Annotated in this window: 17 protein-coding genes; 8 read left to right on the forward strand and 9 right to left on the reverse strand. The window is 39.4% G+C overall.

Going from position 1 to position 23,415, the window contains the following annotated elements; all coding sequences use genetic code 11:
- Nucleotides 1-10: 10 nt before the first annotated feature.
- Nucleotides 11-658 (reverse strand): GDSL-type esterase/lipase family protein, encoded by a 648-nt coding sequence (locus AACZ87_RS17970; protein ID WP_339869195.1) that lies wholly within the window; start codon nt 656-658, stop codon nt 11-13.
- A 295-nt stretch (nt 659-953) separates the two neighbouring features.
- Between AACZ87_RS17970 and AACZ87_RS17975 the strand changes: the two genes are divergently transcribed.
- The gene (locus AACZ87_RS17975; RefSeq protein WP_339869197.1) at nt 954-2,075 is read left to right on the forward strand and encodes a DUF4407 domain-containing protein; all 1,122 of its coding nucleotides are present in this window, start codon (nt 954-956) and stop codon (nt 2,073-2,075) included.
- A gap of 12 nt (nt 2,076-2,087) precedes the next feature.
- Here AACZ87_RS17975 and AACZ87_RS17980 read toward each other — a convergent pair whose 3' ends face one another.
- Genes AACZ87_RS17980 through AACZ87_RS17990 form a run of 3 tightly spaced genes read right to left on the reverse strand, consistent with a single transcriptional unit; the run spans nt 2,088 to nt 4,743 of the window.
- Complete coding sequence (locus tag AACZ87_RS17980) at nt 2,088-2,849, reverse strand: DUF5995 family protein (RefSeq protein ID WP_339869199.1); 762 nt, start codon at nt 2,847-2,849, stop codon at nt 2,088-2,090.
- Nucleotide 2,850: 1 nt separating this feature from the next.
- Nucleotides 2,851-3,579, reverse strand: a complete 729-nt coding sequence (locus tag AACZ87_RS17985) for a VIT1/CCC1 transporter family protein (RefSeq protein WP_339869201.1) — start codon at nt 3,577-3,579, stop codon at nt 2,851-2,853.
- Entirely contained in the window at nt 3,580-4,743 is a 1,164-nt protein-coding gene (locus AACZ87_RS17990) for a dipeptidase (protein WP_339869203.1), read from the reverse strand.
- Nucleotides 4,744-5,999: 1,256 nt separating this feature from the next.
- Here AACZ87_RS17990 and AACZ87_RS17995 point away from each other — a divergent pair.
- A complete protein-coding gene (locus AACZ87_RS17995) occupies nt 6,000-8,759 on the forward strand; it encodes a T9SS type B sorting domain-containing protein (RefSeq protein WP_339869205.1) in 2,760 nt (919 codons plus the stop codon).
- Between the two features lie 5 nt (nt 8,760-8,764).
- On the opposite strand, the gene AACZ87_RS18000 is transcribed toward AACZ87_RS17995, so the two are convergent.
- The 5 genes from AACZ87_RS18000 to leuS all read right to left on the reverse strand — a co-directional run bounded on the left by AACZ87_RS18000 (nt 8,765) and on the right by leuS (nt 14,260).
- Entirely contained in the window at nt 8,765-9,604 is an 840-nt protein-coding gene (locus AACZ87_RS18000; protein ID WP_339869207.1) for an FkbM family methyltransferase, read from the reverse strand.
- Nucleotides 9,604-10,674 carry a glycosyltransferase family 4 protein gene (locus AACZ87_RS18005; RefSeq protein WP_339869209.1) on the reverse strand — a complete coding sequence of 357 codons (1,071 nt, stop codon included), beginning with the start codon at nt 10,672-10,674 and terminating at the stop codon, nt 9,604-9,606. The genes AACZ87_RS18000 and AACZ87_RS18005 overlap by 1 nt, the downstream gene beginning before the upstream one ends.
- 15 nt (nt 10,675-10,689) lie before the next feature.
- The gene (locus tag AACZ87_RS18010) at nt 10,690-11,004 is read right to left on the reverse strand and encodes a nucleotidyltransferase domain-containing protein (protein WP_339869211.1); all 315 of its coding nucleotides are present in this window, start codon (nt 11,002-11,004) and stop codon (nt 10,690-10,692) included.
- Nucleotides 10,983-11,384, reverse strand: coding sequence for a HEPN domain-containing protein (locus AACZ87_RS18015; protein WP_339869212.1), 402 nt, complete (start codon nt 11,382-11,384; stop codon nt 10,983-10,985). The genes AACZ87_RS18010 and AACZ87_RS18015 overlap by 22 nt, the downstream gene beginning before the upstream one ends.
- Nucleotides 11,385-11,485: 101 nt before the next feature.
- On the reverse strand, nt 11,486-14,260 hold the full coding sequence (gene leuS, locus AACZ87_RS18020; RefSeq protein ID WP_339869214.1) for a leucine--tRNA ligase: 2,775 nt from the start codon (nt 14,258-14,260) through the stop codon (nt 11,486-11,488).
- Between the two features lie 147 nt (nt 14,261-14,407).
- On the opposite strand from leuS, the gene AACZ87_RS18025 reads away from it, so the two are divergent.
- From AACZ87_RS18025 to AACZ87_RS18050, 6 genes are all read left to right on the forward strand, one after another.
- On the forward strand, nt 14,408-14,869 hold the full coding sequence (locus AACZ87_RS18025) for a GNAT family N-acetyltransferase (protein ID WP_339869216.1): 462 nt from the start codon (nt 14,408-14,410) through the stop codon (nt 14,867-14,869).
- 135 nt (nt 14,870-15,004) lie between these two features.
- Entirely contained in the window at nt 15,005-15,631 is a 627-nt protein-coding gene (locus AACZ87_RS18030; protein WP_339869218.1) for a 7-carboxy-7-deazaguanine synthase QueE, read from the forward strand.
- 4 nt (nt 15,632-15,635) lie between these two features.
- Nucleotides 15,636-17,558: an OmpA family protein gene (locus AACZ87_RS18035; RefSeq protein WP_339869220.1), complete on the forward strand. Its 1,923-nt coding sequence runs from the start codon at nt 15,636-15,638 to the stop codon at nt 17,556-17,558.
- A 470-nt stretch (nt 17,559-18,028) separates the two neighbouring features.
- On the forward strand, nt 18,029-21,010 hold the full coding sequence (locus tag AACZ87_RS18040) for a TonB-dependent receptor (RefSeq protein WP_339869222.1): 2,982 nt from the start codon (nt 18,029-18,031) through the stop codon (nt 21,008-21,010).
- 12 nt (nt 21,011-21,022) lie between these two features.
- Nucleotides 21,023-22,477: a RagB/SusD family nutrient uptake outer membrane protein gene (locus AACZ87_RS18045; protein ID WP_339869224.1), complete on the forward strand. Its 1,455-nt coding sequence runs from the start codon at nt 21,023-21,025 to the stop codon at nt 22,475-22,477.
- 14 nt (nt 22,478-22,491) lie between these two features.
- Nucleotides 22,492-23,322 (forward strand): hypothetical protein, encoded by an 831-nt coding sequence (locus tag AACZ87_RS18050; protein ID WP_339869226.1) that lies wholly within the window; start codon nt 22,492-22,494, stop codon nt 23,320-23,322.
- Nucleotides 23,323-23,415: the final 93 nt, after the last annotated feature.

A 23,415-nucleotide genomic window follows, 5' to 3' on the forward strand; every position in this document is an offset into this window, starting at 1 on the left:
CAGACTTTCCTTACTTCAAAAAAGGAGTAAAAATCTCCTTCCAAAGCTCATAGCCTTTTTCATTCATATGAAGATTGTCTTCTATGAAAATATCAGCTCTAGGTTTGCCAGTATCATCCAGCATGATGTCCCATACATTCACTATATGTACGTTTTCATGGGTGGTCGCATATTGCCTAATCAGATCATTTAATGCAACGTAGGAAACTTTTTTATCCCACCGCGAAGGGCTAGGTTTTGCAGCGATCAGGTTAACCGTGGTATTTGGATATTTTGTATGAATCTGCGTAACTAATTCATCTAGGTTGTCCATTATAGCTGATATCTCTTGGTCCGCATTGATGTCGTTGTCACCTTCATAGATGAATACTTTTGAGGGTTCAAAACGAAGTACAGTTTTGTCCAAATGCATCAATAGCTGATCTGCCGTAGAGCCACCAAAAGCAGAATTGATGATAGCTACATTAGGAAATTGCTCCTGAAGGTTTTTCCACATCCTTACGCTCGAACTACCTGTAAAAACTACGCTGCCTTTTTTCCAGCCGGCATTATCGATTTCTTTTGCGCGCTTATTTACTTCCTCTTGAAATGGGAGTTCTTGCGCAAATGAGAATTGTACCAGAAATAGTAAAGCGAGTGCAGAGAGTAACTTCTTCATATCCTAAATATACTTAACCTACTGAGTAAATTCCATGCAAAGTGTTTTCAAATTGCTTTCTGATTTTAGTAACCTGAACAAAACCGATCATATGGCGAGCATTTTCGAACACTGCGTACAAAAATGAAGAATGTCCTCGATTTAGTAAATGACATTTTTATCACTTGAATTGCCCCTTGATTGATCAGAATAAGCCTTTTTCTTTGAATTCGTCACAATTCAATTTTGAAAAATCAAATTCTGCCTTTTTGGTGAAGTTTTAGCGTTGTGTATTTAGGTCAACCATTTACCTTATATGAATAGCATCACTCGTTTTTTCTGGTTTTGTAGCGGCGCAAACTTCTCATTATTAAAAAGATCTCCTACTGAGTCAAACAAATACCTCGGGATCGGTGCTACCGTTTTCTTCACGGGAATACTTGCAGCATTGGCAGCTGGATATGCTTTGTTCACCGTGTTCCAATCAATTTGGCCTGCGATCTTTTTTGGCCTGCTTTGGGGATTGATGATATTCAATCTGGATCGATTTATCGTTTCCAGTATGCGGAAAAAAGAAAATGCTTGGGGTGAGTGGAAGTTGGCGATTCCTCGATTAGTATTAGCTGTCTTACTTGCCTTAGTGATATCAAAGCCGCTGGAATTGAAAATGTTTGAGCGGGAAATTGATCGGAAAATCGATGAGAAGAGAACTGTGTTTATAGCAGAATCAAAGCAAAATCTAGCAAAGGGTTTCCCTGAGATTCAAGAGTTAGAGGCTAAAATTGACACGTTGAAGGCAGAAGTTTTGGATTTCGAACAATACAGAAATCAGCTGCAGGATGAATATGATGCAGAGCGTTTTGGGGAGAAAACAACTAGCACAAGTGGAATTGTTGGATTGGGAACAAATGCTAAGAAGAAAGAAGAGCAGCTAGATGCGGCTCAAGTCACATTGAATGAGCTTAGAATTCGGAATCAGGTCCGTGTGGATACGCTGGAAGCGCAGATTCGTAAATTTGTTGCTTTGCGACAACTGGAATTTGAAAAGCAACAGCCAGGAATCGAAGGCTTTGATGGGTTGGCTGCTCGAATGGAAGCATTGGATGCTTTAACCAAGGAAAGCTCAGCAATGGCTTTAGCAAACACCTTTATCATGTTGCTTTTTATTGCTATTGAAACAGCGCCAATTTTCGTGAAGTTAATTTCTCCACGTGGACCGTACGATGAGTATTTAGAGCTACATGAGGACAAAGTCAGATTGTTCAAAGGAGAGAAGTGGACTTTTGCCAAAGGCGAATCCGAGGCAAGGGTTGGCTACTTCCAAGACACTCACTTCTATGCTATGGATCTTAACAAGGAAAAGACTAACAAGAAAAATAAAGCCCAGACTGACGCAGAAATTATGGAGTTTGAAAAAGGGTTTAATCAGGATATCTGAAACTCAATTCTCCTAATCCTTTTGAGCTTTTTGGACCACTACGTCCAGCTGATCCATCGTGCGACTCACTGATTTCCATTCAGCGAATCCAACTATTTTCACCATAAATGATAGAAACTTACCTGGGTTGATCAGCTTGTTTGCCAACTTGGAAATGTTTCTATCTCGCTCTACTATTGATGCATTTCGGTCTTCGCAACCATAGTATTCACCGGCGTATTTCCAAGCTCCATCTCGGGCAAGTTGGATAGAGAAATTCAGCAGCATTTCATCGCGGCCTTTTGCTAATGGGATCAGCCAGCCAAAAATCGGAGAAACCATGCTAATATTGGACTTGACTCCATCTACCAATTCTGCCAGGACAGCATTGATTTTATTGAAATCATTTTGAATGCCTGCAATAGGTTCTGAGCCCATGGTGTCTGCAGCTGAGATGCCCAGGTCAAGATTAATATGTGCGTTGATGCCTAGAAACAAATGCTGAAGAACTAGGTGCTTGCTGTCTTTGCTTGCTTCAAATGCAAGCATCCAGCTATTAGTAGGGGCTTGAGCGATTTTCCATGTGTTATATGCATTGATAAATCTGCCCGCAAAGAGAATATCTAGCTTTTCCATTCTTGGATTGTCTTCGAATTCTCTAGCTAGGATTCCGTCACGAATTCTACGAGTCACCTGCCTGTAGAGAATGGCAAAATAGCCAATCCGTGATTGATCATTTTTACATTCAGCTACGATTTGATCCATTCGCACCAGTACTTCATCTATGGTCTTCATGTCATTGTTTAATAAAAAAGTTCTCTAGAATATCACCTACATAATATGCAACAATGGCTGCCAGCAAGCCTAAGGCAACGGTTTCCGCTATGCTTTTTATTGGCGAAGTTTGATTTACTAAGGATTTTAAAGCTCCGATTAATACGAATGCCAGGCCTGTAAGTATGCTGGTCCAAAAGAAAGTATTAATGTCTGAGGGATAGAAAAATGTCCAGAGATAAACTAGCAGTGGAATGAATCCGACAATTAGGAATGATGCAAATGTGGCGACCCCAATCTTAAAGGGACTTTTAGTTTCTTCCATTAGGTTTAACTCGTCTTTCATCATTTCTGCAACCCAGATGTCTTTGTTGGAAGTGATTTGATCTACAACTTTCTCCAAGAGTTCCCCCTCAAATCCTTTAGCTTTGTAAATGTCTCGGATTTCTTCACGTTCTACTTCCGGAAGATTTTCTACTTCCCAATATTCAATTTCCTGGTGTTTTTTGTAGTTTTCTTTATCACTCTTTGAGGACAAATAGGCACCCACAGACATCGAAAATCCATCGGCAAAGAGATTTGCAAAACCAAGAATTATAATGATCCCAGCATCCAGGTCTGCGCCAAATCCACCGGCAACTACTGCAAATGTCGTGACAGCACCATCAATTCCTCCGTACACAAACTCTCGAAGATATTCCTGAAGTTTCTGGAAGTATTTACTCTCTTGATGCAGGTGAGCTTCGTTCATTTATCTCAGATTTGTTAGGAAAAATCTTTTCACATTTTCGCCCATTACAGCTTTGATCTCCGCTTCACTAAATCCGGCATTCATCATTCCCTCTACCAAAAGAGGAAATCCTGTGATATCAAAAGGAACTGCGACCGATCCATCGTAATCTGACCCAAGTGCGACATATTCTATACCCACTAAGTCTCTCACATGCTTTATCGAAGCAATGATATTGGGCAATTCAGGAACTCCTACTGCTTCATCAAAAAATGCGATGCCTATGATGCCTCCATTCTCTGCGATTTTCTGGATTTGGAGATCACTCAGATTTCTCTGTGAGTCCAAAACAGCCCTCACCCCAGTATGTGATACCATCACGGGCATAGTAGTCATCTCTAGCACATCATCTACTATTGCAGGAGAGCAGTGAGCCAAATCCACAAAAATACCGAGCTCATTCATTCTCTGAACTACTGATTTCCCAAATTCTGTAAGGCCCGCTTGACTTTGTCCATGCGCTGATCCACCAAGTTCATTGTCAAAAAAATGCGTCAATCCTATCATGCGAACGCCAGCTTCATAAACTCGATTTAGATTTTCTATATCTCCTTCGATTGCATGTGCACCTTCGATTCCTAACATCCCGCCGATAATAGATTTATCATTTTTTCTAGCAGAAATGAGTTTGTTTAGATCCGCTTTGTTTTTAACGAAGATCGCGTTGCCATCTTCATCCTGTATGAAATCTGCTAAGTTTTGGGATTGTGAAAGAGTACGGTTTATTAAGCTAAACCAGTTTGACGGAGATTCCCCTTTTGCTATGGTCAGCGGAGTGATATTGTCGAATGCATCCGAACTATTACTCTGCATATTTTGTCCGGCTGGGGATTTTGAAACAATGGTAAACATCTCCAAAGCGACATTGGCTTCTCTCATTCTTGGGAAATCAACTTGCCCACGACTTCCTCTCTGGGTCAAATCTCTTCCCCAGAGCAAGGCGTCGCAATGTAAATCTGATATAAAGTCCAAGCGGTCATACAAAGCCTGTGCGTCCGATGAAACAGAATAGGGTGGAGTAGACTTGACGGGATTTCTTTGAGATTCTATATAGGGTGGGACTATACGGGTTGCAGCAAAATATATAAGGGCTAAAATTCCAAGTGCGATTATTAATTTCTTCATAGCAAAAGATAAGATCATTGAAGATAATGAAAAATGGTCTATCCTCTGATAAATGCTTTTGAACAGAGATAGGGTATAGATTTCATTTGATTTTTTATTTTCAGGGAAGATGCGTGGCTGTGTGGAGGATTAAATGTGAAAAAAATAATTATTTGTTTTTGGGCGCTTTAAAACATTTTCATTATGTTTATCAAAATATAAAGATCAAAAAAACAAATACACAGCAAGGATTACAAAAGTATATTTGGTTTTAGATGATTGACAATAGACCCACTCTTGGGGGCTTTTTCTAAAAAGCTCCCTTTTTTTATGTCTATATATTTTGACATTTTGTTTAAAGTTGAAAAGGTGGTTTAAAAAATCTTTGATTTAGATCAAATTTATGTTCAGATTCGAAAAACTGGTTTCTTTGAGTGGGGGATTTTGAATTGGTTCTTTAGAATTGAAAATTTGGCATAATTGAAAAAGTCCTTTCTAAAATTTCGAAATGTGTTATTTGGAGGATTAAAATACTGAACTGGGTTTTTTATGGATTTAGGCAAAAAAGGCAGGTTATTTTTTCATTAAGTATCAGAATCTACAAAGGCCAAAAAACTATTATCATTAATTGTGAGGTGTTTTAATTCGTTATTTTGATTAAAGGCCTTTAGCTCAGTAAGTTATTGGATTCTTTGTTGCGAATGTTAACTAAAACCATCCAATGGTTGGGATTTACTGGAGTTCTAGGTGTGCAAGGAATATAAATCATGAATCTATTAACCTATGGCAATCATTTTTATTTACATATCTGTAAGTGATTGGCTAAAGGTATGACTGCAGATAATCAGGTTTATGTTTGGCTAGTCATGATTTTTAATGGAGATCTATTAGTGATTTAGAAAAACTCCAGTGGCATTAAAATTATTTATAATTAAGTTTTTAGAATTAGGTTAAAAAGATGAAAATTGCGACTCGAATCAATTGGAGTATGTAGTTACGCGCACTAATTGAGAAGGATAGATATTTACTACTTGTGTCCAGCTTTACCTTATCTCTTATTTACAGTGCCAGCGCCTAAACAATTTGTTAGAACAATTTTCTGCCTTGCAGTAATCTTTTGGATTTACTCACAGCTCACAGTTTCTGGACAGGTAAGGGTCCCGTTTCAAGAAAGGGCTTCTTCTTCTAATCCAAGCAGAAAAACTTTTAATATTAAAGGTGATTTTCAATTAATTGGGAATACAAATTTGAGTCTTGCCAATTACGCAGATGACCTAATGAATGATAATTTATTGTTGTTCGAAGATGTAGATGATCATCCAAATACTATAAACTCTTCCTCAGCTGTACTTAATTTCCCCGAAGAAAACGGCGCTGATGCAAGCTGCACAAATGTTTTATTTGCCGGATTGTATTGGTCGGGTCGAGGTCCTACCGAAGATGAGTTTTACGTGAACGATCAAAATGGATTTCCGAAAAAGTTAGATCGGATGGAAGTGAAATTGTTTGGTCCGAATGATCCCGTAGGTGGTAAATTCAGGGCTGGAGAGAATGATATCCGATATACCTACGGTCTTGATTTAGATAATGACTTGGGCTTATATGTAGGTTTTGTGGAAGTTACAGATTACGTAAGGCAGTATGGAGAGGGGGAGTATACCGTAGCTGACCTGGGAGCGCTTGAAGGGACGAACTACCATTATGGGGGTTGGTCAATGGTAGTTGTCTATGAAAATCCAGTTATGGAGAACAGGAGTATTACAGTCTTTGATGGCTATGCATTTGTGAGGGGCAGCGTGGTTGCTGACTTCACTATTCCAATATCAGGATTTTCCGCTGTAGATGCCGGGCCGGTTAATATGAAGCTGGGAATAGCTGCAGGAGAGGGAGATGTGGCCGCTTTAGGAGATTATTTCGAAATAGAACGGGGGGTGAATACCAATGATTTCGTCAGGCTTTCTCATGCCGGAAATTCGCCTGATAATTTTTTTAACTCCAGCATATATACCGGAGGAAATCCGAGAAATCCGAATTTGAAGAATAATACAGGAATGGATATTTCTGTATTTGATGTCCCAAATGCCGCAAATAATATCATAGCCAATGGGCAGACGAGTACACGATTCCGATATGGGACGGATGGAGACGCCTATGTTATCTATAATATCATCATGGCTGTGGATGCCAATGAGCCCGAAGTTCAAGGATACCATTATGTAAATACAATTAATAGCCAGGCTTTTGAAGAATCAAAAAGCATTGTTCCTGGCGATGAACTAGAGATAGTAGTGGAAGTGAAAAATACTGGTGGGGTTGATCTTGAAGAGTTGCTTTTGGAAATAAATTTGCCTGAAGGATTAGAATATGTGTCTTCGGTTGGGGAGTATTTTTTTGCCAATAATTCAGGGAAACAACCTTCATTAAAATCGGATCAGGTAGTATGGGCATTAGGGGAAATTCCCTTGCCAGGTAATCCAGATGATCTAATGGCAAAACTTACCTATACCGTTCGTGTGACTGAAACGTGTGAGATATTAATTGATACCTGCAGTGCTAATTTTGTTTTGGACGGACAACTCCAAGGCATTAATGGGAATTCTGGAAAACCAATTCCAACTACCCCATTACTAGTAGGATTCAGTGAGGATTCTCAATGCTTTAATTCTCCGATTTTCGGGCCTATAGACTTACAGGTAGATGCCGATGAATTTCTAAATAAAAACTGTGGCTATGAATCTGGTGAATCAAAGATTATCATCTGCATAGGTCAAGGAGATACAGAGATCATTCCATCTTTTTATTTGCCAGACTTTTTTCCAGCGGGCACCAGGTATTACAATGAATTCCCACTTACTAGTACGACAAAAGAATACGGTGGTGGAATAAATTTCCCACTTGATTACGAAGCCATTTATTATGCCGTGATACCTGATAGAAGTTGCCCAATCGGTTTTGGCTTTGCTGTGAGTGAGGTGGAGGTAGAAGTAGAGATTGATGAAGGAGCCTGTGCGCAATCTACTTTAGAAAGAAATGTGAGTTTATCAATCAGTAAAGGTGTTCCGCCATATTCTATTATTTGGGAAGAGGGAGGCACGCCTACTACAGAAACTGAAAGAGCTATATTACCTGGATTACATCGTATATCTGTGATAGATCAGACTGGTTGTGCAGCTAGAAAGGAGTTTATCGTTCCTGAGGCAAAACTTTTCACTGTGGAGGTCAGCAAGAACTCATCAATCGAATCGTGTCCAGATCAATCTGAGTTTAACATCCAGCTAGTCATCAACTCTGATTCACCTAGTAAGTATAAGGTTACGATTTCTGGAGAACTGTTGTCGGGTGAGAGTATTGAATTGATAGACTTAGAATTAACGGAAGGGATGTATGCGTATGATGAGCTTTTACCCGGGGTTTATACTGTCGAGATTGAAAATCGGGAAGGCTGTAGCCAGGTTGAATCCTTCGAAATTGAAGAGGAAGATCTTAATTTTTTAAAGGCTGATTTTGACTATAGTAGTGAGTCGCTTGTTAACGAAGGGCTTTTGAATTTCAACTATCCGATCAGCTTTGAGAATCTTTCTCAAGGCAATTCAAGCTTGTCTTATTCCTGGGATTTTGGAGATGGGAATACAAGTTCTGAGAAGGACCCAATTCATCAGTATAGTATCCCTGGAAACTATAGTGTGAGCATGGAAGTGAGGGATCTTTTAGGCTGCGTAAAGGAGATTTCTAAATCGTTAAAAGTAACTGGGGTCCAGTATATCCGAATGCCTGATGCTTTCACGCCAAATGGAGATGGGCGAAATGACTATTATTACCCTGTTTTCAATCAATTGCAAACTCTGGAAATCTGGATTTTCAATCGATGGGGTGAAATAGTATTCTATTCCAAAAGTTTAGAAGCTCAGGGCTGGGATGGTAATTTCAAAGGAAAAGAAGCGCCAACGGGAACATATGTGTATAAGGTTCAGTATAGGAATGAAAGTGATGCTAAGACTTTAAAAAACCTTTCTGGTAGCTTTTTACTTATTAAATAGAGTGTTTATAGTGGAGTAGCAAGGATATTGCAGAAATCAGGCAATGTGTCCACCTTGTTCAAAGATCCACGCAGACCTATTTTTGAAAAAGAATAATTGAATGGCTTCAACAATTCTAAAATATCCTCTGGTAGGTAGCCGCCAGCGATGCATGCGTCTTTATTGATTTCTAGAAGAAGAATTGGAAGGTGCTTTTTTAGTGTGTTGAGAGCTCCTTTTAGGACCTGAAGCTCAGCTCCTTCTACATCTATTTTTAAGAAGTTAACCTTGTTGATTTTCAACTCTTCTATTTGTTCGTCAAGTGTATCAAGCTGAATTTTCCCGAGTTCTATGCTGAATTTTTCAGTATTGTAAATGGTGTTTGTACCCTCATTAGAATCTTCGCTTGCGTAGAGTGTTACCTCACCTTTTTTATCCGAAAGCCCAAGTTTCACTGGAGAGATGGTCTTTTGAAAGGATTCGTTAAGTCGGATGTTTGCAGTCAATTGATCGAAAAGCTGAGGCATAGGTTCAAATGAAACAACCTTTCCATTTGTGCCTACTTTTCTAGCCGCCCAGAGGGAATACTCTCCTTGATTTGCCCCGACATCTATGAAGGTGTCACCTGTTTTCAGATATTTCTCCAATACAAAAATCGGTGCCCAATCATGCGCGCCACGCCAGTAGATTGCATTGCCCATTTGCTTTGCAATGTCCACTTTCATGGCTACTCCTCGAAAGATAAAAACCCTCCAATCCCCTTCTTTTTTAGAAGAACCATAGAATTTTCGAAACAATTTAGTGACAAAAAAACCGCCTGGAATCACATATAAATTCCTAGATATTTTACTTAATACTTGTTCCATTAGTGAGTATATGACTTGCCTGTAAATTGCTCCAAAGTCCCGATTAACGTTTGTTCTCTGAGAGCAAGAGAGTAGTTGGCTTGAATATGAAGTCGTGAATTTATGGAAAGTAAATCTTTATTGATAGATCCAAGGGCTTTATCCACCACTAGTATTGCGGCTTCTAGGGATTTCTCACCTAGGATAAACCCTGAATCACCAACGATTTGAGGAATGTGATTCGTAAACGATCCGATAGGAATAGCTCCGCAAAGCATGGCTTCACATAAAGCGCAGCCAAATCCTTCAAAACTGGAGAGTTGAAAGTAGAACTCAGTTTTCTGATAACGCTCAAGCAACTCTTCTGGAGATAGAAATCCTAAGAAATAAACGTTTGCGGGTATTTCTAACTTTATTTCTGAATCATTTATCCCTGCAAAATAGAAGTTACAGGTTGGGTATTTCTCAGCAATCTTTAAAATCAAATCTCCGCCTTTCAGCTCAAATTGACTGGATGACATGACGGCCAAAAAGCTGTTTGGGATTCTATTAGGCTTTTTAGGTAGTGTCCATTGCGTGTCATCTAATCCATTGTAGATTGTTTTTATGGGTGCCTGTAATTCATGAAAGTGAAAAAGCAGACCTTGCTTTCGAGACTTGATGGCTGGATCGAAAAGCAATTCAGTTTCGATTAGAGATTCACTCACCGGGAAGATCCCATCGGCTCGTCTGTAACTGAAGTTGCAAATTTGCTTTAGAAGATCAATCCTTAAACTGCCATAATTGATCTCAGGAATAGAAGCGCAATCAGTACCATGGGTGACTATGAAGACTTTCTTTCCAAAGACCTGCCCAAATACTGTAGCCCAAAAAGCCCAATATCCTCCAAAATTGACAAGGATAAACTCAGCTCCGAAAATGCTGAAAAGCATGGAGAAAAACTGCGCTAAGAAATTTAGAGGCGCAAGCTTTTTATTGCCCCAAGGTTGGTTGATTACCCGAACGTTAAAATATTTTGACAAAATCCTGAGGTCGCTTTTCACAAAGGACTGCAGGGATGGCGTGATGTACAGGATTTTATTTCGGCTCATTTAGTTTTTTTGGACTCAAATAGCCGTAACCAAATTGATTCCTGTACTTTTAATTTCTAATGCAAACGGGTTTTTGGAGTTGAAATCCTCAGTTTTAATTGGATGCGGCTCAATCCTCAAATCTATTGAACGTCTTAATTTTCGAAGTTCGTTTTGGGTGGAAAAAAAATCATCCATGTGATCTAAAACTAGGGCGATATCCAGGTCACTTTCTTCTTTCTGAGATCCCTTAGAATAAGACCCAAATAGAAAAGCGCTTCTTAACCCAAATTTTTCTGGGATGCATTCAAGGTATTTATTAAGAATATTTATAATTCGCTGATCAGCCATTTCCTAAGTTTTTCTATTCGTTCAATCCAAATTTCTGCAAACTCCTTAGTGCAAAGTTGGTGAAAATCCTGTTTGTAACTATCATAACGAACATTCAGGTTAAATGTAGTGATTTCATCCAGCCAATCTTTTTGCTCTTCAGATGCTTGAAGTTTGGTTTTCATTGCTAACCTAAGCAAGTCATGTATGAATATTGGATGCTTTTTATTTGATTTTACAAAATGTGCCTTCAATAATTTTTCCAAAACCAAATGTCCAATAAAAAGACACCAATCATAATCTTTTGATTTAAATAAGTTCATCATCGTCTGATTGTTTTGATCAGATGAACTCATCCAATAATCGATTACTCCTTGGATATTCTCTATTTTATCAGACATATTATAACAGCCTATTTAATAACTAAAATAGCTCTATTTCTTTATTAAATCAAAAAGGCTCAACCTATTAGATTGAGCCTTCAATAATGTTATTATGGCTATTAAACCACCAGATTCACAATCTTTCCTGGAACAATTATTATCTTTTTCGGCGCCTTTCCTTCCAGCCATTTCATGACGATTTCATCAGATAAAGCAGCTTCCTGAATCTGATCCTTGCTTAATGAAAGGTCCAGGCTGAGTTTAGTTCTCATTTTACCATTGATCATTACTGGATATTCGAAAGCACTTTCAACGAGATGACTTTCGTCGAAAATAGGGAAAGTAGCATCAGTTATAGAACCTTCGTGTCCAAGTAAATTCCAAAGTTCCTCTGCAATATGTGGTGCATAAGGAGAAACCAAAATCGCAAGTGGTTCCAGAATTCCACGTTTGTTTGATTTCAGTGCGGTAAGCTCATTCACGCAGATCATAAAGCTGGAGACGGAGGTATTGAAAGAGAAATTGGCCATGTCATCTTCCATCTTTTTGATGGCTTTATGAAGTGCTTTGTATTCTTCTTTGCTAGGTTCTGCATCAGAAACTTGGAATTCCCCAGAGCTGGTGTGATATAGATTCCAAAGCTTTCTTAAAAATTTATACACTCCGTCAATTCCGTTTGTATTCCAAGGTTTGAATTGCTCCAAAGGACCCAGGAACATTTCGTACAATCTCAAAGTGTCAGCTCCGTATCGCTCAATGATATCGTCCGGATTTACCACGTTGTATTTAGACTTGGACATTTTCTCCACCTCAGACCCGCACATGTATTTGCCGTCTTCCAAGATGAATTCTGCATCCGCCAAATCAGGTCTCCATGCTTTGAATTTATCTAGGTTTAGCTGGTCGTTGTAGACAATATTGACGTCCACATGCATGGCAAACGTATCGTACTGGTCTCTCAAGCCATAGCTGACAAATTGGTTCGTGCCCTTTACTCTATATACAAAATTCGATCTACCTTGGATCATCCCTTGGTTGATCATCTTCTGGAATGGCTCATCCACGCTTACTATACCAAGATCGTACAAGAACTTTGTCCAAAATCTGGAATACAATAAGTGTCCTGTCGCATGCTCGGAACCGCCAATGTACAGATCTACAGAGCCCCAATAATCAGTTTTTGCTTTGTCGGCTAACTCAGTTTCATTCTTAGGATCGGTGTATCTGAAGAAATACCAACTTGATCCTGCCCAGCCTGGCATGGTGCTTCTTTCCAGCGGGAATTCCCCGTCCGCGGTTTTGTAGTTCCAGTCCGACGCTCGGGCAAGTGGAGGCTCGCCGTCTTCTGTTGGCAAGTATTTATCTACCTCAGGTAAAACCAAAGGCAGGTCTTTTTCTTCTATTAAATAGGGAAGTCCTTCTTTGAAATATACGGGAAGTGGCTCACCCCAATAACGCTGACGGGTGAAAATCGCATCACGCATTCTATATTGAATCTTGCCTTTTCCGATGCCTTTTTCTTCCAAAAACTCAATGGCTTTGTTCATGGCATCTTTCATGTACAAATTGGAAATGAAGCCGGAATTGATAATCAAGCCGCCTTTTCCAGGAAAAGAACCCTCCTCCATAGAGCCTTCGATCACTTGTCTGATTTCAAGTCCGAAGTGCTTCGCAAAGTTATAATCCCGCTCATCATGCGCAGGAACGGCCATCACTGCACCAGTTCCATATCCAGCCAATACGTAGTCAGCTACCCAAACTTGGATTTCTTCTCCATTAAATGGATTGATTGCATAAGAGCCAGTGAAAGCCCCTGATATGGTTTTAACATCGCTCATTCGCTCACGCTCTGAGCGGTTTTTGGCTACTTCTATGTATGTTTCCGCTTTTTCACGCTGATCTTCTGTGATCAAAGCTGCTGCCAGCTCTGATTCCGGGGCCAAAGCCAAATAAGTCACACCGTATATAGTATCCACTCGAGTGGTGAATACTTTGATCTTCTGATTGGAATCTTTCACCTGAAATACCACGTCAGCTCCGATGGATTTGCCAATCCAGTTGCGCTGCATTTCTTTGATTGGTTCTGACCAATCTAATTTTTCCAAATCCTGAAGTAAACGATCTGCATAAGCGGTAATTCTCATTGACCACTGCATCATTTTCTTTCGCTCCACAGGATGCCCACCACGCTCGGAGAAGCCTTCTTTCACTTCATCGTTGGAAAGTACAGTTCCTAAAGCTGCGCACCAGTTCACGGTAGTTTCGGCTAGAAAAGTCAGTCTATATTTAAGAAGTGTTTCTAGTTTCTCTTTTTCAGAGTATGCATTCCAATCTGCCGCAGTAAACTTCTCCGTATCCTCATCACAGGCAGCTTTTACGGAAGCATTCCCTTCTTTTTCAAATCGCTCGGTCAATGAATCAATGGAAAGTGCTTTGTCGGCATCTAGATCATAGTAGCTTTTGAAAAGCTGCATAAAGATCCATTGTGTCCACTTGTAGTAGTCAGAATTGGAAGTTCTGACTTCTTTACTCCAGTCGAATGCAAAGCCGATGTTCTTCAACTGCTCTGTGTATCTGGCGATGTTTTGCTCGGTAGTGATCGCAGGATGCTGTCCAGTTTGGATGGCGTATTGCTCAGCAGGTAGACCAAAACTATCATAACCCATCGGGTGCAGAACATTGAATCCTTTTAACTTTTTGAATCTAGAGACAATATCTGAAGCAATGTAACCCAGCGGATGACCAACATGAAGTCCCGCTCCGGATGGATATGGGAACATGTCTAGAGAATAAAACTTTGGTTTGTCAGGGTTTACATTGGCCAGGAAAGTTTGGTTCTCTTCCCAGTATGCTTGCCATTTTTTCTCAATGTCCTTAAAAGTGTACTCCGCCATGATTGTATTTTTTCTAGTTTTTTAGCTGAACGCCTGCAAAAATAGAAAAATTGATGGGCTTTGTGATTCAAATTCGTAATTCATAAAGACTTGCTGTTTATTTAACGGATCATTTTTACATAACGGAAAGGTTTTTAATAGATTTATTTGTTTACGGAAAAGTGTGATATGGGAAATGTGATTATTCGAAAAGGAAGTATTGAAGATGTTTATTTTATCCATCGGCTAATTCCGGAGTTTTCAGGGGACCTTGGAAGTGGCTTTTATGAAGAGCGACTCAAGCTCAAGATGCATTTGGTTTTGATAGCTGAAGTCGGAGGCCAATTGGCTGGATTTAAAGTTGGTTATGAAAGTAACGAGCCAGAAATGTTTTATTCCTGGGTGGGAGGAGTGATACCTCACTTCAGGAAAGCAGGTGTTGCACGTGCTTTGGCTGACAAGCAAGAGCGATGGGCTAAGAAAAATGGATTTACGCGGATTTTTTTCAAAACACGGAATAGGTTTCCTGCCATGATCAATTTCGGGTTAAGAAGAGGTTTTAAGATTGTGGGGATGATCAAAAAAGGGTCAGAGGATGATTATAGAATAGTGATGCGGAAGAGCTTCTAGAATTCAAAGGACTGATAAATCGAGTTTGGAATATTACAATTTTGTAATCTTCGCGTTTTTCAATCATAAACCTTACCTTTGCGGCATAATTCACCAGCGGTTCAATTGCCCGCTTTACCAAAAATTCAGATGAATATGAACACAAAGGAGTTAGTGGCGAAAGGATTGGAGCTTCCTTTAATGGAGGCATTTTATACCATACAAGGGGAAGGTAGATTTACCGGGCATCCTGCTTATTTTATCCGGCTTGGAGGCTGTGATGTAGGATGTGTTTGGTGTGATGTAAAAGAGTCTTGGGATTCTGGTAAGTGGCCGGTTCTTTCGATAGAAAAGATTGTGGAGGATGCCTTGGCTTACCCAGGTAGGTTGGTAGTCATAACAGGTGGAGAGCCTCTACTGTATGATCTTGGACCTTTGACATCACTTTTGAAGGAAAAGGGATTTACTACAAATATTGAGACTTCCGGAGCACATCCTTTTTCAGGTGATTTTGATTGGGTTTGTTTTTCACCCAAAAAGTTCAAAAAGCCACATCCTTCGATCTACGCAGTAGCAGATGAATTAAAGGTTGTAGTATTTCATCAAAGTGATTTTGCCTTTGCGGAAGAGCATGCTGTGCAGGTGAATTCCAGCTGTGAATTGCGCTTACAACCAGAGTGGAGTAAGGCTGAAAAATTTACTCCTGTGATTATAGATTTTGCAAAAAATCATCCAAAATGGAAAATTTCGCTTCAAACTCATAAATTTATGGACATACCCTAAGTCCATGCGCCCAATTTTAGCCGGAATTCTTCTTTTTTTGACAATATCTTTCGCAAATGCGCAAAGCTATTCGATCATTGATGGGAAGGCTATTAAGCTGTATCGGGAGGCAGAAGAGTTTACCCTTTCTCGGCAATACGATTCGGCTATTGAAAAATATCAGGATGCGATCAATAGAGAAGCTTCATTTTTAGAAGCCTATGTAAAATTGGCCCAGCTTCAAATTACGGTGGGGGAATTAGAAAATGCGGAGAAGACCGTTATTGCTGGAAAATCACGGCTATCCGGTAAGAATGCCACAACTCAGCATAAGGCAGATTTGGGATGGGTTCTGACGCATGTATACTTGAAGCAAGGTAGATTCAAGGAGGCTTATCAGGGATTTGCAGCCACTGATCCATTATTTGACGCATCATTTCGCCGTTTGCCTAATTATCTGGAAATGAAAAGCCAAATGGAGTTTCTTGCTGATCAGTTGGAGAACTTTCGGCAAATTGAAAAGGAGAAATTGCCGGAACCTCTCAATGAGTTTCGATTACAGTATTTTCCTGTATTGACAGCGGATGGTGAACAGATACTTTTCACAAAACGGGACGGAACGGGGAATAATGATAAAGAGGATATTTTTATGGCTTTTGTTTCTCCAGATGGAGATTGGTCCAAGCCTCAGAGTATAGCACAATCGATTAATTCACCATATAACGAGGGGACCTGCTCGGTCACTGCAGACGGGAATATCCTGATCTACACTTCATGTGATGCTCCAGATTCAGAAGGAAGCTGTGACCTATATATCGCATATAAGATCAATGGGATGTGGCAAAGACCCAAAAATATGGGAAAAAATGTGAATTCGAGATCATGGGATTCTCAGCCATCCTTATCTGCAGATGGTAGGATTTTGTTTTTCTCATCAAATAGGAAGGGGGGATTTGGAGGAAATGATATTTGGTATAGTGTGATGCAAAATGACGCAAGCTGGTCCGAAGCTAAAAATCTTGGGGATGTGGTAAATACACCAAAAGATGAAATTTCCCCTTTCATGTTCTTTAATAACGAGATTCTTTTTTTCTCATCTAATGGTCATCCTGGTTTTGGCGGAATGGATATTCAGCTGTCTAAAGTTGTGGATGGAGAGTTTACCGAGCCTGAAAATTTAGGATGGCCAATAAATGATCAATTAGATCAGGTTGCTTTATTTATTACTGCTCAAAAGGACTATGCGTACTTTACGGAATTAACTTCTTCAGAAAATGAACATGACAGGTCTCTGTTATATAGATTCAAATTTCCTGAGGAGATTTCACTAGGTGAAAACCTTACCGTGACAGAAGGCAAAGTATTTAATTCACAAACTGGCGAACCTATAGATGCGACACTTTCACTTGTGTCGCTCACTAATGATAGTACGCTTTATATGTTCAAGGCAGACGGTAAAACAGGTCAGTTTACTATGCTTTATCCTGACAGGGCTATATCAGGATTATATGTAGAGAAAAAAGGGTTTATTCCTAAAATTTATAATGTAGAGCGAGATAAAATAAAGAATGTAAAAGATTTGAAAGTTGAATTGGTCCCGGTAGCAGCAGGAGAAGAATTTGTATTTGAGAATGTGTTCTTTGAATTTGATCAATTTAATCTAAAACCTGAGTCTATCACATCACTAAAAAGGCTGGTGAAATTTTTGAATGAGAATCCTAACGTAAATATTTTGATTATCGGACATACTGATAATGTGGGAAGTGCAGGGTATAATCAAAACTTAAGTTTACAGCGTGCTAAAAGTGTCCAAGATTTCCTGATAGAACATGGGTTTCATGAGGGGCGAGTCTTAGTCGAAGGCAAGGGTGATAAAGAACCTATGGTACCCAATTCTAATCCTGAAAATCAAGCGCTAAATCGAAGGATTACAATAAAAGTCTTGTAGTGTTATTAAATAATTAAGAGAAAATGTTGTAAGAGAAACTATCATATTAAATATATAGCTAATTTATTTGTTATATATATGTATTTCAGAGTCTCTTCAGATTTTAATTTTAATTATTCGCTATTATTGGCAATAAAATGGGTAAAGTTAAATTTTTAGATTGCTAAAATTTTGTTTAAATGCCAAAATTACAAATTTTAAGTTTTTTATAGTTTTATTATTTTGATTTACAAGATCTTACAGGTTTTTAACAAAAAATTAACTTTTGTTAACATTCTAATAATAATATTAATATTTTGAAAACAAGTATATTTTTACTCGTTTTCAAATTTATATTTGGTTTTTTTACGAATAAGTGGCCAGTATTTATTTTTTAGCCCAAGCTGCCGAATAAATTATTAACATGCTATTTTGCGAAATTGCCTCAAAAGAATATCATTGGGGATAATATAAACCAAACCATATAACTTATGAAGAAAATTTTACTCCTAGGGATTATGCTGTTTTTGGCAAATGCGTTTGTATTTGCCCAGAGTCGTGTAATCACCGGTACGATTACTTCTACGGAAGATAATCTTGGGGTGCCGGGAGCGACTGTTCTGGTAAAAGGAACAACAATCGGTACTGCCACAGATATTGATGGTAAGTATTCGATCAGTGTTCCGGCCGGAAGCAATGTGTTGGTCTTTACCTTTGTCGGGTTAAGTCCACAAGAGATTAACATCGGTAGTAAGACAACAATTGATGTAGCATTAGAACCAGATGTTCAAGCTCTTTCAGAATTTGTGATTACTTCATATGGTGATCAATCAAGAAGAGAAATTACTGGAGCCATTTCAGCGGTGAAAGGTGAGGTATTCCAAGATCTACCAGTTCAGTCATTTGACCGTGCGATGCAGGGTCGTATAGCTGGTGTACAGGTAACCTCTTCCACTGGACAACCTGGTGGAGCACTTACAGTACGTATACGTGGTGTGGGTTCTATCAACGCCGGTAATGATCCTCTGTATATCGTAGATGGTGTACAAGTGGCAAATGGAGGTCTATCGGGACAAGGCTCTCAGAATGCTTTGGCATCAATCAATCCGAATGATATTGAATCAATCGAAGTATTGAAAGATGCAGCAGCAGCAGCCATATATGGTGCTCAAGCAGCCAATGGAGTAGTTCTAATCAATACCAAGCGAGGTAAGAAGGGTAAAACAAATGTAAGGCTATCTGTACAGGAAGGTATTGTGAAGCCATTGAATCTTTATGATGTGATGGATGCTTCGCAATTATCCGCCATTAAAAGAGATGCCTATATTAATGCAGGCCTTAATCCAGCAAATGCTGCTGCCACTTACGGCAACCCAGAAGATCCAAACTTAGAAAGTTACGATTGGCTGGATGCTCTTTATCAGGATGGTAGAGTCAGTGTATATGATTTATCAGTTTCTGGAGGTGATGAAAAAACCACGTTTTTCCTTTCGGGCTCGTATACAAAGCAAGAAGCGCAGATTATCCAATCTGATTATCAAAGAGCAACAGGCCGTTTAAACCTTACTCATAGACCAAATCAAAAGCTTACCGTTTCTGCTGCTCTTTCACTAGCTTTCCAGAATACAAATGGTTCTATTGATCGCGGAAATTTCGTAAATGGTCCATTTGTGGCAGGATACTCTGCTAGACCTAATGTGCCGATTTATAATGAAGATGGGACGTTTGCTCCCTATCCTTCCAATCACCTTTTTGGATATAATATCGTGCAAGGCGTAAATGAGGAAACTAGAAATGGGAAGTCCGTTCAGACGGTTTCTAACCTGTCACTTACTTACCAATTTGCCCCATGGATTAGCTGGACTTCGTATTTTGGTCTTGATTTCTCTGATAATGCAGATGTAAATAATAGGCCATCTACAATTCCTGCATTCTCATCTTACGGAGGAGCTTCTACATTTACAGCTAGAAGGAAAACAAACTTCAACACCAACCACAACTTCAATTTCAATAAGAAATTCAATGATGTGCATACCGTTTCTGGTATTTTAGGATTTGAATATAAAGTAGGCAATGAGGATCTACAATCTGCTACAGGTCGTGGATTTCCTAACCCTACATTGATTTACTTGCAAAATGCAGCAACTCCTTTTGCTGTGAATAGTAACTATACAGAGTTCAAAAGAGCTGGTGTCTTCGGGCAGGCTAAGTATGATTATGATGATAGATATACGGCTGACGTAACACTAAGAAGAGATGGTAATTCCCGTTTTGGAGAAGAATATAAATGGGGTACATTCGGAGCAGTTTCGTTGGGCTGGAGACTTTCATCTGAAGCATTCTTACAGGATGTGACTTGGTTGGATAATCTAAGAGTGAGAGCGTCTTATGGTATTACAGGGAATTCGGATATCGACAATTTTGCCTCAAGGACATTAGTTGGTTCTAGTGGACAATACCTTGGAAATGGTGGTTTGACTATTACCCAATTAGGGAATGATCTCCTCACTTGGGAAGAAGCCGAGACATTTAACATTGGTGTAGATGGAACTATGTTCAATGGTAGAATCATTGCTACAGTGGATTTCTGGAGAAAGAATTCCAATCAACTTCTTTTAGATACACCTCTTCCGGTTGATTCGGGATTTGGTGAGATTACCCGAAATGCTGGAGAAGTGAGAAATCAGGGGATTGATATTGATCTGCAAACGACCAATGTGGTAATTGGAAAGTTCCAATGGAGTACTGCATTCAATATTACTTTATTGGAAAATGAGCTTCTTTCCCTGTATGATGGATTAGATAGAGTAGGTAATGACCTTATCGTAGGAAAACCTATTGATTTCTTTTATACCAATGAGTATCTAGGTGTAAATCCTGCGAATGGATTGGCAATGTACGATGACGGTTCAGGCACAGGAGGATATACCTATCTGACAGGTGAGTCTACTTTAGCATATAGAGGAAGTGCTCTTCCTAGCAGCTATGGCGGTCTTTCAAATAGTTTTTCTTATGGACCAGTGAGCCTGGAGGTGTTTTTCCAAGGGCAATTTGGCAACTTAGTGACAAACTCGGATCTGTATAATCTTGGATCGTGGGGTTCAGGTACAGACAATCAATTGGTAAATCAAGCTAATTATTGGAAACAACCAGGAGATATAACTACCATAGGAATGCCTTATGAAGGTGGACAGGTTCCCGGTACATCCAATATTGGCACCTTCTCCACAAGACTTCTTAGTGATGGAGGTTACGTTAGATTGAAGCAAGTTACGCTGAAGTATACCCTAGGGAATGCTGCGGCCCAAAAGATTGGGATGAGCAGTGCAACTGTCTTTGTTCAAGGAATGAACCTAGCTACTTTCACTAAGTACAATGGTATCGATCCAGAGGTTAACTCTGTAGGAACATCAACCTACGGATCTTATCCAAATGGAAAGCAAATCACTGCCGGTATCAATCTTAACTTCTAATCTGGACTAGGAATGAAAAATATTATAAAAACAATTATACTGGGAAGCGTTCTTGCACTAGGATCCTGTGATAGTCTACTAGAAACAGAACCTAGGCAAAGCCTTACGCCAGAAACAGCTTTCACAGATGTGGAAAGCTACCAATCCTTACTTTTCTCTATATATGGTAAAGTGAGAAGCTTTAATTATTACGGGCAAACAATGATGATTGCTCCGGAAATAATGGCTGATAATTTGAGAATTATAGCCAATACAGGGCGGTATATTGGCCAAGAGGCTAATGCTGATAGATCTCATATTAATCTCTGGGATTTTTCAACTACTAATAACTTTCGTGGTATTTACTCAGCAATAAATGAAGCTAATATTCTTCTAACTCAGATCGATGAGGCTGAAGGCGATGATGCGCTTCGTACTAAACTAAAGGGAGAAGCATATTTTCTACGCGCCTTATTCTATTTTGATCTTGCTAGAGTTTATGGCTATGAGCCAGGACAAGAAGTAGATGGGTATACTTCTTCAGTTATTTTGAGAACGACTCCTACTTTAGGGTTTTCTAATGCTGATTTTAGAGCTAGAAGCTCCAATAGAGAGATATATGATCAGATCGAGTCTGATTTGACTAGTGCTGTTGCTAGTCTTGCGCCTCAGGCAATAGGCTCATCAGGTGTATATCGTGTATCTAAAGGCGCAGCAGAGTTATTGTTGGCTAGAGTCTACTTATATGAAGGCAAAAATGCCGAAGCCGCTTCAACAGCTGGTCAGGCTATGGCTACACTTGGGCTTACATCTTCTGGTGATGGTCTTTTAGAGCCAACTGAATATGAAGCGGCATTTAATACATTCCCAAATCCTGAATCAGTATTTGAAATTGAAATCAGATCAGTAGATTGGAGTTCAGTAGATGGAGTGAATAACTCTATGAGTTCACTTACTGCAGATGTCTATACAGGAGCTCAATTTATAGTGACTGCTACAGATGAACTTTTGGAGTCATATGATGAGGGAGATGTGAGAAGGGAAATGTGGACTGAAACTACAAGAAGTGGTGCTGAAGGTGTCGTTTATGAGTCTAAAAAATGGTTAGGTGCAAAAGGCGATTTCTTGGAGAATCTTCCAATTCTTAGAGCTTCCGAATTATATCTGATTAGAGCAGAGGCAAGACAGAAAACAGGGGACGCTACGGGTGCTTTGGCAGATCTTAATGCGTTAAGGAGTAAAAGAGGTGTAGAAGCCTTGACTGGACTAAGCATTGATGCACTGTTCGGTGCAATTATGAATGAAAGAAGAATTGAGTTTGCTTTAGAAGGTCATAGATGGTTTGATTTGAAGAGAAATGGACTGACTATCTCAAAGGCAGGTTCTTTTGAGCCTGTACCATACTCAGATTACCGTATTCTTGCTCCTATACCACAGGATGAAATTATCCTTAATGAGCTTTTGGAAAACAATCCTGGTTATAACTAAAAATCAGATAAAATATGAAATTCAATAAATTATATATATTCCTTGCATTGCTCATGACATCAATGTCTATGACTGCTTGTTTTGACGATCAGGGAGCTGACGCTACCTTTAGCGGAGATTATGTCGAATTTGAAGATGGAAGGTTGCCAAATGGAGTAAATGCTACCTTGGTAAGAGCTTCTTCTGAGCAAACGGATTTAATAGAACTACAAGTTAACAGGGTTTCTACCTCTGCTAACGATGAGATTTCAGTCACTTTTGAGGTAGACCCATCTTCTACAGCAGTAAGTGGTGTTCATTATACGCTAGCTTCCAATTCAGTGAGCGTACCTGCTAACGAATTTGTAGCGACTGTCCCGGTGACAATTCTTACAGGAAACATTGAGCCATCAGAAGCGCCTAGTTTGAAATTGAAAATGATATCTTCTACAGGTGCTGAAATTTCAACTAATTACAGTGAAGTGGAAATAAATATTCAGGTAGTATGTCCATCTGATATTTCTGTAGCCACTGATACTTGGATGGCTACCTGTGTTGCGCCTGGATATGGCACTTTTACTGCCACTGTAAAAGTAACACCACTTGGGGCAGGTCAGTATGTCATTTCTGATGTATCTGCAGGCCTTTATGCTGGTTTTGGTTACTCAACTACGCAAGAAGCTATCTATGCCGACAATTGTGGTGCTTTGTCATTCGTGGCTAGGAGACAGGCTGAGTTTGGTATTTCTGCTCCAACTGTGGATCCAACTGTGGGGTCATTTGATGCCTCTACGGAAACTATGGTTGTGTATTGGAGCGATCCTACTAACGAAATAAATGGAACCACTACATTAGTGAAACAGTAGAATAGCTTAGAATAAGGGGAGGGGAAACCCTCCCTTTTTTTATTTATTTTTTTAAATACTCCGTATAATTAATTGATTTTCAAATAATTTGAA

The organism is uncultured Algoriphagus sp. (assembly GCF_963974365.1).
Lineage (GTDB): Bacteria > Bacteroidota > Bacteroidia > Cytophagales > Cyclobacteriaceae > Algoriphagus.

What these genes read in the sequence shown, in the direction of transcription:
- AACZ87_RS18030 (WP_339869218.1), top strand. Translation starts at nt 15,005, where the DNA reads ATGAACACAAAGGAGTTAGTGGCGAAAGGATTGGAGCTTCCTTTAATG.
- AACZ87_RS18005 (WP_339869209.1), bottom strand. Translation starts at nt 10,674, where the DNA reads ATGAGCCGAAATAAAATCCTGTACATCACGCCATCCCTGCAGTCCTTT.
- AACZ87_RS17975 (WP_339869197.1), top strand. Translation starts at nt 954, where the DNA reads ATGAATAGCATCACTCGTTTTTTCTGGTTTTGTAGCGGCGCAAACTTC.
- AACZ87_RS17995 (WP_339869205.1), top strand. Translation starts at nt 6,000, where the DNA reads ATGAATGATAATTTATTGTTGTTCGAAGATGTAGATGATCATCCAAAT.
- AACZ87_RS17985 (WP_339869201.1), bottom strand. Translation starts at nt 3,579, where the DNA reads ATGAACGAAGCTCACCTGCATCAAGAGAGTAAATACTTCCAGAAACTT.
- AACZ87_RS18035 (WP_339869220.1), top strand. Translation starts at nt 15,636, where the DNA reads ATGCGCCCAATTTTAGCCGGAATTCTTCTTTTTTTGACAATATCTTTC.
- AACZ87_RS18000 (WP_339869207.1), bottom strand. Translation starts at nt 9,604, where the DNA reads ATGGAACAAGTATTAAGTAAAATATCTAGGAATTTATATGTGATTCCA.
- AACZ87_RS18040 (WP_339869222.1), top strand. Translation starts at nt 18,029, where the DNA reads ATGAAGAAAATTTTACTCCTAGGGATTATGCTGTTTTTGGCAAATGCG.
- AACZ87_RS17980 (WP_339869199.1), bottom strand. Translation starts at nt 2,849, where the DNA reads ATGAAGACCATAGATGAAGTACTGGTGCGAATGGATCAAATCGTAGCT.
- AACZ87_RS18050 (WP_339869226.1), top strand. Translation starts at nt 22,492, where the DNA reads ATGAAATTCAATAAATTATATATATTCCTTGCATTGCTCATGACATCA.
- AACZ87_RS17990 (WP_339869203.1), bottom strand. Translation starts at nt 4,743, where the DNA reads ATGAAGAAATTAATAATCGCACTTGGAATTTTAGCCCTTATATATTTT.
- AACZ87_RS17970 (WP_339869195.1), bottom strand. Translation starts at nt 658, where the DNA reads ATGAAGAAGTTACTCTCTGCACTCGCTTTACTATTTCTGGTACAATTC.
- leuS (WP_339869214.1), bottom strand. Translation starts at nt 14,260, where the DNA reads ATGGCGGAGTACACTTTTAAGGACATTGAGAAAAAATGGCAAGCATAC.
- AACZ87_RS18010 (WP_339869211.1), bottom strand. Translation starts at nt 11,004, where the DNA reads ATGGCTGATCAGCGAATTATAAATATTCTTAATAAATACCTTGAATGC.
- AACZ87_RS18015 (WP_339869212.1), bottom strand. Translation starts at nt 11,384, where the DNA reads ATGTCTGATAAAATAGAGAATATCCAAGGAGTAATCGATTATTGGATG.
- AACZ87_RS18045 (WP_339869224.1), top strand. Translation starts at nt 21,023, where the DNA reads ATGAAAAATATTATAAAAACAATTATACTGGGAAGCGTTCTTGCACTA.